The 16,500-nt window shown below is 70.8% G+C and carries 14 protein-coding genes; 4 read left to right on the forward strand and 10 right to left on the reverse strand.

The genetic code is table 11. From position 1 onward, the window contains the following. Positions 1 to 6: 6 nt before the first annotated feature. Positions 7 to 1,335 (reverse strand): chromosome partitioning protein, encoded by a 1,329-nt coding sequence (locus Q0747_RS01955; RefSeq protein WP_298251570.1) that lies wholly within the window; start codon positions 1,333 to 1,335, stop codon positions 7 to 9. Beyond that, positions 1,332 to 1,988 carry an SAF domain-containing protein gene (locus Q0747_RS01960; RefSeq protein ID WP_298251571.1) on the reverse strand — a complete coding sequence of 219 codons (657 nt, stop codon included), beginning with the start codon at positions 1,986 to 1,988 and terminating at the stop codon, positions 1,332 to 1,334. The genes Q0747_RS01955 and Q0747_RS01960 overlap by 4 nt, the downstream gene beginning before the upstream one ends. 181 nt (positions 1,989 to 2,169) lie before the next feature. On the opposite strand from Q0747_RS01960, the gene Q0747_RS01965 reads away from it, so the two are divergent. Then, on the forward strand, positions 2,170 to 2,397 hold the full coding sequence (locus tag Q0747_RS01965) for a helix-turn-helix domain-containing protein (protein WP_298251572.1): 228 nt from the start codon (positions 2,170 to 2,172) through the stop codon (positions 2,395 to 2,397). A gap of 119 nt (positions 2,398 to 2,516) precedes the next feature. Here the strand turns inward: Q0747_RS01965 and Q0747_RS01970 are convergent, their stop codons facing one another. Then, complete coding sequence (locus Q0747_RS01970) at positions 2,517 to 3,077, reverse strand: hypothetical protein (RefSeq protein WP_298251573.1); 561 nt, start codon at positions 3,075 to 3,077, stop codon at positions 2,517 to 2,519. A gap of 130 nt (positions 3,078 to 3,207) precedes the next feature. Here Q0747_RS01970 and Q0747_RS01975 point away from each other — a divergent pair, with 130 nt between their 5' ends. Then, positions 3,208 to 4,146, forward strand: a complete 939-nt coding sequence (locus Q0747_RS01975; RefSeq protein WP_298251574.1) for a LysM peptidoglycan-binding domain-containing protein — start codon at positions 3,208 to 3,210, stop codon at positions 4,144 to 4,146. A 69-nt stretch (positions 4,147 to 4,215) separates the two neighbouring features. Further along, positions 4,216 to 4,818, forward strand: a complete 603-nt coding sequence (locus tag Q0747_RS01980) for an Rv3235 family protein (RefSeq protein WP_298251575.1) — start codon at positions 4,216 to 4,218, stop codon at positions 4,816 to 4,818. Position 4,819: 1 nt separating this feature from the next. Here the strand turns inward: Q0747_RS01980 and secA are convergent, their stop codons facing one another. The 7 genes from secA to mtrA all read right to left on the reverse strand — a co-directional run bounded on the left by secA (position 4,820) and on the right by mtrA (position 15,057). Beyond that, positions 4,820 to 7,528 carry a preprotein translocase subunit SecA gene (gene secA / locus Q0747_RS01985; RefSeq protein WP_298251576.1) on the reverse strand — a complete coding sequence of 903 codons (2,709 nt, stop codon included), beginning with the start codon at positions 7,526 to 7,528 and terminating at the stop codon, positions 4,820 to 4,822. Between the two features lie 113 nt (positions 7,529 to 7,641). Then, a complete protein-coding gene (locus Q0747_RS01990; protein WP_298251577.1) occupies positions 7,642 to 8,853 on the reverse strand; it encodes a winged helix-turn-helix domain-containing protein in 1,212 nt (403 codons plus the stop codon). Between the two features lie 101 nt (positions 8,854 to 8,954). Further along, positions 8,955 to 9,683 carry a ribosome hibernation-promoting factor, HPF/YfiA family gene (raiA, locus tag Q0747_RS01995; protein ID WP_298251578.1) on the reverse strand — a complete coding sequence of 243 codons (729 nt, stop codon included), beginning with the start codon at positions 9,681 to 9,683 and terminating at the stop codon, positions 8,955 to 8,957. A 124-nt stretch (positions 9,684 to 9,807) separates the two neighbouring features. After that, the gene (locus Q0747_RS02000; protein ID WP_298251579.1) at positions 9,808 to 10,779 is read right to left on the reverse strand and encodes a ComF family protein; all 972 of its coding nucleotides are present in this window, start codon (positions 10,777 to 10,779) and stop codon (positions 9,808 to 9,810) included. A gap of 61 nt (positions 10,780 to 10,840) precedes the next feature. Next, on the reverse strand, positions 10,841 to 12,604 hold the full coding sequence (locus Q0747_RS02005) for an LpqB family beta-propeller domain-containing protein (protein WP_298251580.1): 1,764 nt from the start codon (positions 12,602 to 12,604) through the stop codon (positions 10,841 to 10,843). Then, positions 12,591 to 14,339: an MtrAB system histidine kinase MtrB gene (mtrB, locus tag Q0747_RS02010; protein WP_298251581.1), complete on the reverse strand. Its 1,749-nt coding sequence runs from the start codon at positions 14,337 to 14,339 to the stop codon at positions 12,591 to 12,593. The genes Q0747_RS02005 and mtrB overlap by 14 nt, the downstream gene beginning before the upstream one ends. A gap of 40 nt (positions 14,340 to 14,379) precedes the next feature. Beyond that, positions 14,380 to 15,057: an MtrAB system response regulator MtrA gene (gene mtrA / locus Q0747_RS02015; RefSeq protein ID WP_298251582.1), complete on the reverse strand. Its 678-nt coding sequence runs from the start codon at positions 15,055 to 15,057 to the stop codon at positions 14,380 to 14,382. A 173-nt stretch (positions 15,058 to 15,230) separates the two neighbouring features. On the opposite strand from mtrA, the gene Q0747_RS02020 reads away from it, so the two are divergent. Continuing rightward, complete coding sequence (locus tag Q0747_RS02020; RefSeq protein ID WP_298251583.1) at positions 15,231 to 16,463, forward strand: hypothetical protein; 1,233 nt, start codon at positions 15,231 to 15,233, stop codon at positions 16,461 to 16,463. The last annotated feature ends 37 nt before the right edge of the window (positions 16,464 to 16,500 follow it).

Genomic DNA, 16,500 nt, shown 5'->3' on the forward strand with positions numbered 1-16,500 from the left:
GACCTCTTATCCGCGAAGCCTAGCGGGGTTGGAGGGAAACTTCACGTTGCGCGGGCTGCGCCGGAGCCGCCGTCGCCGCGCGTCGTTCGGCGCAACATCGGCGAGTTCGGCGATGGCGCGGCGCAGCGGTGACGCGGGCGCCGTCTCGAGCAGGGCCGTACCCGCCAGGAGCGCCTGGTCCGCCGCTGCGTGGTCGATCGGGAGGAAGGCCGCGATGTCCGTGGACGGGCCGAAGCGCGCCCACGCCTCCCGCAGCTGGGTCTCCGGGGACCGACCCACGGCCGCGGCCCTGACCTTGTTGAACACGACGCGGGGCGCGCACGTGGGAACGATCTCCACGAGCTCCGTCAAGGCCTTCACCATGCGCGGCACGCCGATCGCATCCGCGCCGCCCACGGCGAGGACGACGTCGGCGGCCTCCAGGCAGCGCAGCGTGGCCCCGTTGCGTCGCGGGGCGAGCGTGTCGAAGCTCAGTTCCTCGTCCGCCTCGAGGCAGAACCCGCAGTCGACGACGGTCACCTCGGCCAGGGAGCGGGCGGCTTCCAGGACATGGCCCAGGGCCGCCGGACGCACCTCGGGCCAGCGGTCGGCGCGGGTGATGCCCGTCAGGACCCGCAGGCGACCTCCCTTGATGGCGACACTCACGGCGATCCGCTCGAGGGCTGCGGGCGAGAAGCCGCCCTGGTCGGCGATGCGGCAGGCCTGTGCGAGCCCCGCCGATTCGTCCAGCAGCCCGAGACAGGCGCCGACACTCGCCGCGTAGGTGTCGGCGTCCACCAGCAGCGTCGAGGTCCCCGCCGCCGCCAGTTCCGCCGCCATGTTGATCGCCACGGTGGTCCGTCCCGGGCTCCCCACCGGACCCCAGACCGCGACCACCCGCCCGTCCCCGGGCGGCCCCGCCGTGTCGGCGAGCGCGGCCCGGGCCGGTTGCGGCACGTCGAAGGGGTCGGCGAACGCCAACGAGCCACGCGGCGGCGGGTCCTCCTCCTCGAACTGCTCGACGGCCCGCGAGACGGCGTCGGCGAGGGTCGCCGGGGCCACGCCCTGGTCGACGTACACCACCCCGTCCACGGCCTCCGCGCCCGGCGTCGCCGCAGGCTCGGACAGGGCGACCACGACGACGCCGGCGAAGTGCAGTCGCGTGATGAGCGAGACCGTCAGCTCCGCGGCGCCGGGCGCGAGGATGACCGCACGGGCGAGTCCGCTCTGGCAGGCGGCGACGAGTTCGGCCAGGTCCTCGCACCGGCGCACCACCGTGACCGGGCCCCGGAGCTGCTCGAGCCCCGGCACGAAGGCGCTCGCCACGCCGCCGAGCGTGATGACCGGGATGCTCACGAACCCGCACCGAGATTCAGGACGACGGCGATGCGGGCATCGTTGGACAGGGCGTCGAGCAGGTCGGGCATCGCCTCGTCGCCGACGAGCACCTGCACGAGGGTCGAGGTGCTCGCGCCGAGGGCCGATTCCCCGACCGTCAGCTCGGCCACTTCCGCGGCCTCGAGCAGCAGCCGGGGTTCCTCATAGCTGTTCGTGTCCGTCCGCAGGGAGACCCACACGTCGACGCGGTCCCCCGTGCCGGTTCCCGAGGGCAACGGATCCTCGACGGTCAGCCCCACGGGCTTGCGGTCCAGGGCGTCGGCGCGTCCGAGCGAGGCCGTGGGGATCAGCTCCCCCGCGGTGACGAGCCTCGTCACCACCGCACCGTCCGGGATCTGCTCACCGGCCGACAGGTAGGAGCCTGCAGCGTCGCCGAGGCGCACCGGCACCGCCACGACGTCGTCGGGCGTCAGCGGCGACCCGACCGCCACGTTCTGCCGCGCCGAGTACACCTCCGTGGTCGTGTTCTGGCTGTCCAGGAGGGCCACGACGCCGGCGGTCGAGGCCAGCACCAGCAGGAGGCCGATGAGCAGGCGCGGGTCCTTCCACGACGGCTTCCTCAGGCGCGGGGCCTCTCCTGTGGGCTGGGCGATCCGTACGTCGGTGCTCACTCTCGTCCCCCATCGGGTCCGTGGCGCCCGCATCCGGCACCCCTGACCGCCATTGTTGTGTACGGCGGCTCCGATGGGAACCGGTCGCTGCCAAATCACGGTGCGGTGTGGATATCCGCCGGAGAGGACGGATGCGGTGGCAGACTTGAGCCGTGACCGAACCAGCAGGAGAGGGGCCGTAGTGGTCGAGCGACGCTTCCTCACCCTCGCCGATGTGGCCGAGGTCCTCAACATCAGCTCGTCGCAGACCTACGCGCTCGTGCGCTCGGGTGAACTGCCGGCCATCCAGGTGGGCGGACGTGGCCAGTGGCGAGTGGAGACCCGCGTCCTCGAGGACTACATCACCAGGGCCTACGAGAAGACCGCCTCCGGCCTCCGGAACGACGACGCAGGCCTGCCCCCGGCCTGACGGACGTCACGGTCCGCGAGGTCACGAACTCCCTGGTCACGGCTCCTGGTCACGGCTCCTGATCATCATCTTCGGCAGACTGCGGCGGAACGCCGTCCCGTCGACCCTCGCCCGATCCCTCACTCCGAGGCGGTCGCCGCATCGAGGGTGTCGATGGAGGCGAAGGGCACGGTCAGGAGATCGCGCATCACCGTTCCCCTCCTGCCCTCCCCCGGACCGGTGAGACCGAGATCGAGGAAGTCGGCACCGACGCGATCGATCACGCCCGTGGTGCGTGTTGCCGGTGCCACCAGCCAGATCGACACCTGCACCCGGTCCCGCGAGAGCGCCCGCAGCGCGGACCCCAGTCCGAGCCTGGCGCCGACGCCCGTGAGCGGCTGACCCACGCCCCGGCCCAGCCCGCGGATGCTGCTGAGCGAGTCCAGCGGCACGATGATCGAGCGGCCCTCCACGAGGACGGCGATCCACGCCGAACCGACCGTGGTCAGCCTCCCGGTGAGGGACCGGCCTCCGCGGGTGGTGACGCCGAGTGGACGGTCGAGGTGTCCGGCCAGGCGCTGGACGAGGGTGAGGCGCGACTGCTCGGCCCTGGTCCGTTCCCGGATCTCGCTCTCCTGCTCCCGGGTGGCGGCCGACTCCAGCTGCGCCTCCAGATCGTCGAACAGGGCATCCCAGCGCATCACCTCACGATAGGCAGGGCCGATCGACCGGTCAACGACTGTGCACAAGAAAACTGGGTCTCGACAAACGACATCAAACTGCATCAAACTGATCCAAAAGAAGCACACGGACGTACTCGAGGTGGGGATCATGACGAGACAGGCTGACGCACTGCAGGCGGGGCTGATCCTGCTCACCGGGGCTGTGCTGCTGGTGGCAGGACGCACGCTGCACGGATCGACGGCATCCGTCGGTGTCGAGGACACCCTCGCCGTCGGGCTCTCCGTCGCAGGCCTGGGCATCATCGGTGTGTGGATCCTCGCGCTGCTGCTCGCGCTGGCGTCCGAGCTGCTGCGGCGGCGGGGCCCGTCACCGGCCGCCACCTGGGCTGCACGCTGGACTCCGGCGACGATGCAGCGCCTCGCCGTGGCCCTTCTGGGCCTCAACGTCCTGGCCGTCCCGGCCGTGGCCCAGGCAGCGCCGGCCCCGTCCGGTGCCGCGGGCATCGCCCTCCCCGCGCCGGCGGAGCACGGGGGCTCGGACGTCCTCCTGCGGTCCCCGGACCGGACCGCCCCTGCCTCCGCCGCTGCCGCTACCCCTGCCCCTGCCTCCGCCGCTGCCGCTACCCCTGCCTTGGAGAGTTCCGGGTCCGTCCCGCCCGCGGGGGATGCAGGCACTCCCGGCGCTCCCGGATCGCCCTACTGGACTCCGCAGGACCTCCCGTCCCCCGGATCCGACGCCGCGGGAACACCGCGACCGGCACCCACGTGGGCCACGCCTGCACCCACGCCGCTGCCCACCGGGGACGCCGGCGCGCCCGCCACGGACCGCGGGTGGGAACCTGCGCCGATACCGACCGACGGCGGACCCATGGTCCGCGCGGAGACACGACCGCAGGTGGGGCCCGCGGAGATCGTGGTTGCACAGGGTGATTCGCTCTGGTCCATCGTGGCGGCCCAGCTCGGCCCCCTGGCGACCGCGGCCGACGTGGCCGCGACCTGGCCCGGCTGGTACGAGGCGAACGCGTCGACCATCGGGCCCGATCCCTGCCTCCTGCTCCCCGGCCAGGTTTTGCGGGCTCCGGCCTAGGATCCCGACTCCGACCCCGACCCCGACCCCGCAGCAGCGAACGCAGACACCCTGTGGAAAGGAAGCGCCATGTCGACCGTCAGCAGACTCCGTGAGAACACCGTCCATCAGCTCGCCGAGGCCAGCGGGGCGCCACGCCCGGTGCGTCAGCCGATGCGTGCGCGGCCCCGGGACGCGGCGCCCGTCATCGAGCTCCGCCCCTGTACGGGTGACGCCGAGGGCGGTGCACCACCGGAGGAGGGACGTGCACGGATCGACGCCGCCCCCCGCCGGCTGGATCACGATGCGGATCCGGATGCGGATGCGGAATCCGAGACGTCCCGACGGGTTGCCCGGATTGCCCGGTCCGTGGCACAGGGGGCACTCGAGGTGCTCGCGGGCACCCGGCCGCTGCAGCAGCTGGCCCGCTGGCTGGATCCGGAGAACTACGAGCGGCTGCAGCTGCGCACCAATCTGGTGCGCTGCATCACGCAGCCGGTCCATCGGGTCGGGGCGGCACGTACAAGCACCCCGCGGCATGTCCTGATCCGGTCCGTCCGCATCTGTGAGGTCACCAGCGGCATCTACGAGGCGTCGGTGGTCGCCTTCGACCAGAAACGGGTCCGCGCCATCGCCCTCAGGATCGAGCAATGGCGCGGGTCGTGGCGGATCACCGCCCTCGAGATCGGCTGAGCTACTTCTTCCGGGTCTTCTTGCTCCTGGTGGGCGCCACCTCGGCCTTGGTCCGCTCCACCTGGACCTCGGCCTCGCCCTGGGCGTTGGGGGCGATGAAGTTCAGCGTGGCGGGTTTCGCCGGAGCATCGAGCCCTGCTGCCTTGATGGACGGGGCCTGGACCAGGCTCCGGCCGTCGGTGACACCGGGCAGGCCGGTGGCGGCCGGTGCCGACACCTCGATCTCCATGTTGAAGAGGAACCCGATGCTCTCCTCACGGATCGACTCCATCATGGCCTGGAAGAGGATGAAGCCCTCGCGCTGGTACTCGACGAGCGGATCGCGCTGCGCCATGGCGCGCAGCCCGATGCCCTCCTTCAGGTAGTCCATCTCGTACAGGTGTTCCTGCCACTTCCGGCCGATGACCGACAGGACCACGCGGCGCTCCAGTTCGCGCATGGCCTGCTCGCCGAGCGCCTCCTCACGGGCCTGGTAGGCGAGCTTGGCGTCGGAGAGGATCTCCGCGTGCAGGAAGTCGCGCGTGAGCCTGGAGGCACCACCGGCTTCCTCGATGACCTCCGCCGAGGTGAGCGTGATCGGGTAGAGCGTCCTCAGGTTCGTCCACAGCAGGTCGTAGTCCCAGTCGTCGCCGTGGCCCTGCTCCGTGGCCTCGTCCACCATCGCGGTGATGACGTCCTCGAGGAAGAACCCCACCTTCTCCTTCAGGTCCCCGCCCTCGAGGATGCGGCGGCGGTCACCGTAGATGGCCTCACGCTGCCGGTTCAGGACGTCGTCGTACTTGAGGACGTTCTTGCGCTGCTCCGCATTGCGGCCCTCCACCTGGCCCTGCGCGTTCTCGATGGCCTTGGACACGAGCTTCGACTCGAGCGCGACGTCGTCGGGCATCGTGGAACTGTTCATGATCCGTTCCGCACCGCCGGAATTGAAGAGCCGCATGAGGTCGTCGGTGAGCGAGAGGTAGAACCGGGAGCGGCCGGGATCACCCTGGCGGCCCGACCGGCCACGCAGCTGGTTGTCGATACGGCGCGATTCGTGGCGCTCGGTCCCCAGCACGTACAGACCGCCCAGCTCGCGGACCTCCAGCTGCTCGGCCTTGACCGCTTCCTTGGCCGCCTCGAGCGCGCCGGGCCATCTCGCCTCGTAGGCCTCGGCGTCGTCGGCCGGGTCCAGTCCCAGCTTCTCGAGGGCGGCGACGGCGTTGAACTCCGCGTTGCCGCCGAGCATGATGTCGGTGCCGCGCCCGGCCATGTTCGTGGCGACGGTGATGGCGCCCTTGCGGCCGGCCTGGGCGATGATGGCGGCCTCACGCGCGTTGTTCTTCGCGTTGAGCACCTCGTGCCGCACCCCGGCGCCGGCCAGCTGCTTCGAGAGGTACTCGCTCTTCTCCACACTGGTGGTACCGACCAGGACCGGCTGACCGGTCTTGTTGCGCTCGAGGATGTCCTTCACGACCGCCTCGAACTTGGCGACCTCGTTCTTGTAGATCAGGTCCGAGAGATCCTGACGGATCAGTTCCCGGTTGGTGGGGATGGGGACGACGCCGATCTTGTACGTGGACATGAACTCGGCCGCCTCGGTCTCGGCGGTACCCGTCATGCCGGAGAGCGTGTCGTACAGGCGGAAGTAGTTCTGCAGGGTGATCGTGGCGAGGGTCTGGTTCTCGGCCTTGATGTCCACCCCCTCCTTCGCCTCGATGGCCTGGTGCATGCCCTCGTTGTAGCGGCGGCCGGCGAGGATCCGGCCGGTGTGCTCGTCGACGATCATGACCTCCCCGTTGAGCACGACGTAGTCCTTGTCGGCCTTGAAGAGTTCCTTGGCCTTGATCGCATTGTTGAGGAACCCGATGAGAGGCGTGTTCGCCGACTCGTAGAGATTGTGGATGCCGAGGTAGTCCTCGACCTTCTCGATCCCGTCCTCGAGCACACCCACCGTGCGCTTCTTCTCGTCCACCTCGTAGTCGACGTCGACGGAGAGCTTCTGCACCACCTTGGCGAACTCGTTGTACCAGCGGTTGACGTCGCCCGAGGCCTGACCGCTGATGATCAGGGGTGTCCGGGCCTCGTCGATGAGGATGGAGTCCACCTCGTCGACGATGGCGAAGTTGTGACCGCGCTGGACCAGCTCGGTGGAGCTCCAGGCCATGTTGTCGCGCAGGTAGTCGAACCCGAACTCGTTGTTCGTCCCGTAGGTGATGTCGGCGGCGTACTGCTCCCGGCGGGTGGCGGGGTCCTGCTTCGACAGGATGCAACCGCTCGTGAGGCCGAGGAAGCGGTAGACACGCCCCATGAGATCCGACTGGTACTCGGCCAGGTAGTCGTTGACCGTGATCACGTGGACGCCCTTGCCGCTGAGGGCGTTCAGATAAGCGGGAGCCGTCGCCACGAGGGTCTTGCCCTCGCCGGTCTTCATCTCGGCGATGTTGCCCAGGTGCAGGGCAGCGCCGCCCATGAGCTGGACGTCGAAGTGGCGCAGGCCGAGGGTCCTGCTCGAGGCCTCTCGCACGGCCGCGAACGCCTCGGGGAGGAGATCCTCCAGCGATGCACCGTCCGCGTGGCGCTTCCTGAGCCGATCGGTCTCCCCGCGCAGGTCGGCGTCGGTCATGTCCCGGAATTCGTCCTCGAGGACATTGATGGCGTCAGCGTAGTTCCGGAGTCTCTTCAGTGTCTTCTTATCGCCGGTCCGAAGTACTCGTTCAAGAAGTGATGGCACTGGTCTCTGCTCCCAATCTGATGCTGCCCAAGATGGCCTGTCTAGTGTACTTCGACGACCGGATCGCCGCGTCGGTTCCCCGCCGGACCGCGCCGACGAGGATCCCTACCGGCTCAGGCTAGCCTGCCCGCCTCCACGGCGAGCGCATGCGCCAGGTCCCCGCGATCCTCGACGACGACGTCGTCCAGTCCCAGCCAGCGGGCCAGGAGGCGCAGCTCGTCCGCGAGTTCCGCCGCGGTACCGGGTGGCGCTCCGGTCTCGGCATGGGCGCCGCGCACGAGCAATCGTCCAGAGGCCCTGTCCGCCTTGAGATCGACGCGGGCGACGATCGCGTCGCCGAGGAGGAAGGGCAGCACGTAGTACCCGTGGATCCGCCGGTCCGCCGGCGTGTAGATCTCGATGCGGTAGTGCACGCCGAACAGGCGGTGCAGGCGGTCGCGGTCGAAGACGAGGGAGTCGAACGGACTCAGCAGCGCCCGCCCGCCGGCCCGCCTGGGGCGGACCGCTGCGGGGTGCAGGTACCACCGCTCCTGGCCCCGGTCCACGGTGACCGCCTCCAGGGACCCCGCCGCCACGAGGTGGTCGAGCGCGTCACGCGTGGGACGGACGGGTGTGCGGAAGTAGTCGGCGATCGATCGGGCGGAGGCCACCCCGAGGGCCCCTGCTGCGCGCTCGGCCAGGACGGCCAGGGCCGCGGGCCGCTCGATCTCCAGCGTGGCCAGGGCGGGCTCGGGGAGCACCCGGCTGATGGGTGCGTAGCGGCGCTCGAACTGGGAGGTGCGGCCGGCGGATCCGAGGAGGCCACGGCCGAAGAGGTCCTCCAGGACGCGCTTCGCCGCGGTCCACCGCCAGCCCCAGCCGTCGGCGGGCCGCGTGGGGTCGGCACCGAGGCGCCGCTGGATCTCCGAACCGGTCAGCGGGCCGCTGCGGTCGAGGAGTTCGAGGATGGTGGTCTCGAGCAGGGTACGCTGGGCCTGCGGCAGGCTGCCCGCCCCCATCCAGGTGCGGCGCTGCCAGGCGCGCAGGTGCGGGAAGAGTTCGGGCGGGACGAGGCTCGCCTCGTGGGCCCAGTACTCCACGAGTCGCCGGGGCGCCCGCGCCGACAGCGCATCCAGGAGGGCCGGCTCGTAGGGTCCGAGGCGCGAGAACAGCGGCAGGTAGTGCGAGCGCGTGAGGACGTTGACGCTGTCGAGCTGCAGGACCTGCAGGCGCCGGACCGCGGTGTCGATCCTCCGGCGGGTCGGCTCGGTCTCCGGTCGCGGCCGGTGCAGCCCCTGGGCGCCGAGGAGGATGCGCCGGGCCTGGGCCGTGGTCAGATCGGGCATGGGCTCCTGTGCGGGCTGCTGCACGGACCTGCCCCCGCGTTCCGGCGCGGGGGCAGGTGGATGACTGGTTGCTGTTCGGGAGCCTCAGCTCCCGGGGACGATCAGGCCGACGCCGCTTCCTCGCCGCGGTAGGCGAGGAGCTGCTCACGCGACGGCGCGGTGCCGTCCAGTCCCTCGGCGTCGAGCGAGATCACTCCGTAGGTCCACCCCTGCCTCCGGTACACCACCGAGGAGGCTCCCGTGGCGGAGTCGACGAAGAGGTAGAAGTCGTGGCCCACCAGTTCCATGTTGTCGACGGCGTCGTCGAGCGTCATCGGCGTGCCGGAGAAGACCTTCCGGCGGATGAGGACCGGCGAATCACCGGCGGGCACGTCGTCCGGCGAGGCATAGGGATCGCCGTCCTGCTGCGAGGCCGGTCGGGCCGCCTCCGCGGCCCCCTGGGACTCCTGGTAGAGGGGCTGGCCGGGATCCGCGGGCTCGAGCCCGGCGGTCGCCGTCCGCACGGCGACGGGCGTGTGGCGTCCGTGATGGACCTTCCGGCGGTCGCGGGCCCGGCGCAGTCGCTCGAGGAGCTTCGCATAGGCGAGATCGAAGGCGGCGAACTTGTCCGAGGCCGAGGCTTCCGCGCGGACCACCGGTCCCCTGCAGATCACCGTCAGTTCGACGGTCAGCGACGTGTCCGCCATGCGTGCGTTGGGTTCCTTGGTGATCTTCGCGTCGACCCGCTGTACCTTGTCGCCGAGCTGCTCGATCTTGTCGATCTTCTCGGTCGCGTACTCACGGAACCGGTCCGATACCGCAAGGTTCCGGCCATTGATCTCAAACTCCATGGTGCCCTCCACATCGTCAAGGTGACACAACGGCGGCCGCGCGCTGTGCAGAGCCGCCGCCGAGGGGTACGTTCCGTCACTGAGTTGTACCCATGCCTCACGGTAGTTCACCCCGGTGCTTTATTCACCCATCGGCGGGAGATGTCTCGTCCGTATGTCCCCGCGCGTCCGCACCGGAGGAACGGCCGGCCTCCCCCGCGGGCGGGACAGCCGCCACCACGACGGCGCCCAGGACCGTGGCACCGCAGGCCACCAGGACACGGTGCACCTCCCCGAGGGTCGCCCCGGTGGTCAGGACGTCGTCCACGATGACGCACTCGCGTCCGGACAGCGTGCTCCGGGCCCGTGCCGCCACCCCCATGGACCCGAGCACGGTGGACCGGCGACGACGCCGACCCAGCCCCTTCTGGCCGCCGGCATCCGGAAGGACCGCCGCGCGGAGCTCGCGGACGGACGGCAGGCCGTGCCGCCGGGCGAGCCGTGCCACGAGCGCCGCCCACGGGCGGTGCCGGACGACCGGACCGAGCACTGTTCCCGCGGGCAGGGAGGCGCTACGCTGCAGGCGCGCCAGGAGCAGCATCACCGGATCGTAGCCGCGGCGACGTCGCGACGACGCCCGCGTCGGCACGGGGACGAGGAGGACGCCCCCTCCCGCCGGAACCCCCGCCCCGCCGGTGTCCGCGGGGACCGCGGCGTGCAGCGCGCCCGCGAGTGCCGCCGCGACGGGTGCGGCCAGATCCACGTGCCCGTGGTTCTTGTAGGCCAGCAGCACCCGGGCCACCACGCCTCCGTACCGACCCGCCGCGACGACCGGCAGGGGCCCGAAGCCGTGGTCCGCGGGGCGCACCGGGTCCGGCGGCGGGACGTCGGGCAGGGACTCGGCTCCGGCCTCCGCGCGGAACGGCCGTGCGGTGGACCGCCTGAACCGGGTGAGGCACGCGCGGCACAGGGAGGAGTCCCAGGCGCCGCACTGCACGCACGACGCGGGCAGCACGAGGGTCCCGAAACCGCGGAGCGCACCCGCGAGGCGCTGGTACGGACGCCCGAAGTACACGGCGTCCAGCCCGCGGGACAGGGCCGCTCTGCTGGGATCCACGCCTTCAGCAGAGCACGGCTGCGCACCGGAGGCGGGCCGGAGCACAGCTATGTGGACGACCTCACCCGGGGAAGGCGGGGTCGACCACGTCGATGTTCTCGTCGACCCAGCTGTTGCCGATGCGCCGGTAGAGGGTCTCCCCCGCCTGCGCGTAGAACATCTCCTCGGCGTCCGCTCCTGCACTGATCCCGAGGACGCCGTCGAGCGTGGCCATCGCCTCCTGCTCGCCGTCCAGATGCAGCACCACCGGCTCCGCCGTGACGGTGGCACCGACGGCCGAGGCGACGATGGTGCTCTGCCCCGCCCACTTGGCGGTGTCGACGTCGACCGCGGTGGGAATGGACAGCGGCGACGTCAGGGTCTGGGGTACGCCCTCGGGGGACCGCGTGATCCCGCTCAGGACCACTTCCGCCGCACCCCCGCGATCGGTGACGACCAGGGCACGGGCTCCGTCCCGCGAGACGCGCAGATCGAGGACCTCCTGGTCCCCGAGCCAGCTCGCCGTCAGCACGGCGGCGTCCCGCTCCGCCCCACCGGGCGGCACGGCGAGGACCTCGCTGCGCCCGCCGACGGAGCGCGCCGTCCAGACCCAGTTCTCGGTGTCGAAGGACGGCTGGGTCAGCGCCGTACCCACGGCGATCCTGCGTGCCTCGCTGCCCGGCGCCGCGACGTACAGCGCCTTGCGCGCGGCGTCCACGAAGGCATAGGCGCTGCCCGAGACGGAGGCCGCCGGATCGCGCGGCCCGAGCTCGGCCACGGACGGCAGGCCCTCGATCGGCGCGACCCGGCCGTCGCGCACGGAGACCAGCTCGTCGTCGGAGACCGCCACCTGCTCCCCTCCCACGTCGGGGGAGAGCTCGGGCACCACGAGGTCAGGGGACGGCGGGCCCAGCTCGATGGGCTGGTCGGTGGTCATCTCCACCGAGGTGACATCGTTCAGGCCCAGCAGATTGACCTGCAACTGCTGGTTCATCTGCTGCAGGCTCAGATTCGTGGCGTTCTCGAGGACCTGGGAGGACAGTTCCACCGTCGCGGTTCCCGAGGTGATCGGCACCGAGTCCCGGGCGAGGCTCACACCCTCCGGGAAGGCGCTCGTGACGGAGCCCTGGAGGTAGGGCACCGGACCTGCCAGCATGGCCCCGACCACCCGGGCCGTCACGCCGGTGCGACGGACGAACCAGCGGGCGTCGGGCACCCAGTACCGGTAGGTGCTGCTGTAGAAGTAGAGGTCGTGGGAGAGCAGGAGATCCCGCGCGCTGCTCTGGGCGAGCATGATCCCGTCGGGGATCTCGTCGATCCGCCACTGGCCGTCCACCTGCACCAGGCGCACGTCCATGGTCTCCGTCGCCGGCACCACGCTGTTGGTCCGCACGCCCGCCGCGTCGATGATGCCCGTGGTCTCGAGCTGGATCTGGTACGCGCCCTCGGCCTCGCGCGCCTCCACGCGTGGATCGGAGCGGAACAGCACGATCCGCTCCTCCGGCTTCCAGGTGTCCTGCAGCTCCGGGGTCAGGTACTGGCGGGCCACGCTGTAGCCGTCGCTCGTGCCGGTCCCCGCGGTGATGAAGTCGAGGAGGATGCGCACGGGACTCGCGTCGACCGCCGGGCCCCGGGGATCGAACACCGCCGCCACCCCGCCGGTCTCGCCGTCGGAGGCGGAGATGACCCCCACCGGACCGTCCGTCGGGATCGCCGTGCAGGCGGACAGGAGCAGGCACATCAGCAGCGCCGTCAGGACGCCGATCGGGCCGGTAGTGGCGCGGCATGACCTCCCGGCCGGCGTCGGCGTCGTGTTCGTCGTCGTCGTCGTTCTAGGGGGTCTCACGGCGCTGTCCCACCTCCTGTACTTGCTGGGCCCGCCCGTCGGCGCCGATCTGCCCGGGATCGTCCGCCCCGGACCCGCTCGTCCCGACGGCGTCCGTGGACGCCGCGGTGGTGATCGGCGCGGGCGGGAGCGCCACCGGGGAGGACGCCAGATCGATGTCCTGGCGTCGCGGCAGGGTGAGCCGGAAGCACGACCCCTGCCCGGGCTCCCCCCAGGCCTCCAGCCACGCCCTGTGGAGGCGGGCGTCCTCGGTCGCGATGGACAGCCCCAGCCCGCTGCCCCCCGTGGTCCTGGCACGGGCCGCATCGGCCCGCCAGAAACGATCGAACACGCGTGAGGCCTGGTCCCCCGTCATGCCGATGCCATGATCACGGACCGCCACCGCGACGGCCTCCGGGCTGCAGTTGATGTGGATGTCGACCGGCCTGCCCTCCCCGTGCTCAAGTGCATTGACGATGAGATTGCGCAGGATCCTGTCGATCCGCCGCGCATCCGCGTCGACGATACAGCTCGATTCCGTGGAGATGATGGTCACCTCCGAGCCGAGCCGCTCGGCGAGCGGCCAGGCGCCGTCGATCGCGTGCTGCACCAGCTGCACGATGTCCACCGACTCGGCCTCCAGCGTCGCCGCGCCGGCGTCGAAGCGGGAGATCTCGAGCAGATCGGCGAGCAGGGCCTGGAAGCGCTCCACCTGGTCGAAGAGGATCTCGGCGGATCTCCTGTTGATCGGGTCGAAGTCCTCCCGGGCATCGTGCAGCACCTCGGCGGCCATGCGCACGGTGGTCAGCGGGGTGCGGAGTTCGTGCGAGACGTCCGAGACGAAGCGCTGCTGCATCTGCGACAGCTGGGCCAACTGGTTGATCTGGTCCTGCAGGCTGCCGGCCATGTGGTTGAACGAGACCCCGAGGCGCGCCACCTCGTCCTCCCCGCTGACCTCCATGCGCTCCTGCAGCTGACCCGCTGCGAGCTTCTCGGACACGGCCGCGGCATGGCTGACCGGGCGGACGACACTGCGGGTGACGTACCAGGCGATCGCACCGATCATGACCAGGAGGATGAGACCCGAGATCGCCAGGACGCGCTGGATGTAGTTCAGGGTCGCCTGCATGGTGGACAGGTCGTAGAAGACGTAGAGCGCGTAGGGCGTCTGCTCCGGCGGGAGGGTCACCCGGGTACCGAAGGCGACTCCGGGGGCCTCGACCTCGCCCCTCTCGGTCACCGGGATCACGATCGGGGACCAGTAGATGTCCTCGCCGTCCGCGACGGCGGCCTGGAGGTCCTGGGGCAGCATGCGCGCCGTCGCACCCTTCTGGCTGGACGTGGTGGGGATGACGATCTCCTCACCGGAGATGGGTGCCAGGATGGCCTCGCGCGGCGAATCGGTGTCGTTCCCGGCCAGGGCGGTGACCGAGTCGAGCACCAGGCGGCTGATCGTGTCCCGATCGGTGGCCGGGGAGTCCCGGAAGACGGCCTTGTACCGGGTGAGCTCGGTGGTCGCCTCGGCGCTGAACTGATCGAAGCGCTGGTCGTAGAGCGCACCGGCGATCTGGGTGGACAGGAAACCGCCCACCGCGACCGACGACGCCGAGGTCAGCAGCATCGTCGCCACCACGGTGCGGAACTGCAGCGACCGCCTCCAGTGCGCCGCGATCCTCCGGAGCACACCGCGGAAGCGTGCCGGAGCCCCCTGGACACGGCCCACGGCCGGGTGGGCGCCGGCTGACCCGCCTGCCACGGACGGCTCGTGCGGCGGGGCTCCGTCGGCGCCCGCCAGGTCAGGCCTGACCGGCTCGGTAGCCGACACCACGCACCGTCAGGACGATCTCGGGCGCCTCCGGGTCACGCTCGATCTTCGACCGGAGCCGTTGCACGTGTACGTTGACCAGCCGCGTGTCGGCGGCATGCCGGTAGCCCCAGACCTGTTCCAGGAGCAGCTCCCGGGTGAAGACCTGCCACGGCTTCCGGGCCAGCGCCACCAGCAGATCGAACTCGAGCGGCGTGAGCGACACGCGCTCCCCGGCCCGGGTGACCTCGTGGCCCGCGACGTCGATCGTGACGTCCTTGATCCGCACGGTCTCGGGGGCCTTCGACTCGGCCGGTCGCAGCCTGGCGCGCACCCGGGCGACGAGCTCGGCGGGCTTGAAGGGTTTGGGGACGTAGTCGTCCGCGCCGGACTCGAGTCCCCGGACGACGTCGGAGGTGTCCGACTTGGCGGTCAGCATCACGATGGGGACGTCCGACTCGGCGCGGATCTGACGGCAGACCTCGATCCCGTCGATGCCGGGGAGCATGAGATCCAGCAGCACGATGTCCGGGTTGCTCGCACGGAAGACACCGAGTGCGGCATCGCCGTCCGCGCAGAACACGGGATCGAAGCCGTCGTTGCGGAGAACGATGCCGATCATCTCGGACAGGGCTTCGTCGTCATCGACGACCAGGATGCGCGCCTTCATGCCTCAATAGTGTCGTACGGGGCCCTCAAGTCCCAACAGCGCCGCCGGGCGCCCGACAGGGCGTGTTGTCCGCACGCCGCTCCGCATCCCTCCGCGGAGGGATGCGGTGCCTATGATGCTAGGGAGGGAGGGAGGCGAGCCGTGCTTCCCGGACGATCGACCGGAGGAACACCATGAGTGATCCGGACAGCCGGCCGGGCCAGGGACCGGGCCCCGACCCGGATGGAGCCCGCGGCGGTGGGTGGACCGGCGCGGACGACGACGGCCAGGCCTCGTCACCGTGGCAGCCCCCCGGACGGTCTCCGGCGCAGGGCTGGGGCGAGCAGTACGGAACCCGGGGCCACGGCCCGGCGTTCGGGGGCCCCGGGCAGTTCCACCCTCCCTGCCCGATATATCGGGCACCCCCGAAACCGGGTGTCATCCCGCTCCGCCCGCTGGGCCTCGGGGAGATACTGGACGGAGCGTTCCAGGCCTGCCGCAGGAACCCCCTCGCCACCTTCGGCACCGCGATCCTCCTGCAGGCCGTCGTCGCCGTGGTGGTCGTGCTCCTGTTCGGCAGTCTCGCCTCCTCCCTGGCGGTGTTCGAGGCGACCGATCCCAGCACGGAGAGCATGATCGGTGCCCTTGCCGGCCTGGGCGTCTTCGCCTCGGTGTCGGGCATCGTCTCCGCCGTGGCACTGCTGCTCCTGCAGGGCATCCTCGTCATCCCGATCGCGCGCTCCGTGATCGCTCAGAGGACCTCCTTCGGCCAGGCCTGGCGCCTCGCCCGGCCCCGCCTGCTGCCGCTGCTCGGCTTCGGGCTCCTCGCCTTCGCCGCCACCGCCCTCGGCGTGGTGCTGCTCGTGGGGATCTCGGTCCTCGCCATCGCCGGCCTCGGCACCGATTCCGCGCTCCTGATCGTGCCGCTCGCGCTCGGCGCCGTCGTGGTCCTGGTCTGGGCGAGCATCAAGCTCGTGGTGGCCCCTGCTGCGCTGATGCTCGAGGGCACCGGACCGTGGGCGTCGATCAGGCGCTCGTGGGTACTGACCCGCGGCAACTGGTGGCGTACCTTCGGCATCGTGCTGCTGACCAGCGTGATCGTCTCGGTGATCAGCTCCGTCATCGCCGCTCCGCTCACCTTCGTCGTGACCCTGCTGATCGGTTTCGGCTCGAGTTCCTCCGCCGCGCCGGACGTCCTCGAATCGCTTCCCGTCCTGGCCGCCACACAGGCCATCACGGCCCTGTTCACCGCCGTCGGCTACGCGTTCCAGGCCGGAGTCACGGCGCTGCTCTACGTGGACCTGCGGATCTGGCGGGAGGGGTTCGACGTCGTGCTGATGCGCGAGCACGAGAACGCCGGCACCACGACGACGGATGTCATCCCGGGAGGGACCACCTCCTTCGGTCATCGGGGCGGGTCCACCTGATACCCGCGGCGGTGGACGCGCTCACGGCGCGACGGGC

This window comes from uncultured Arthrobacter sp. (assembly GCF_947493765.1).
Lineage (GTDB): Bacteria > Actinomycetota > Actinomycetes > Actinomycetales > Micrococcaceae > Arthrobacter_D.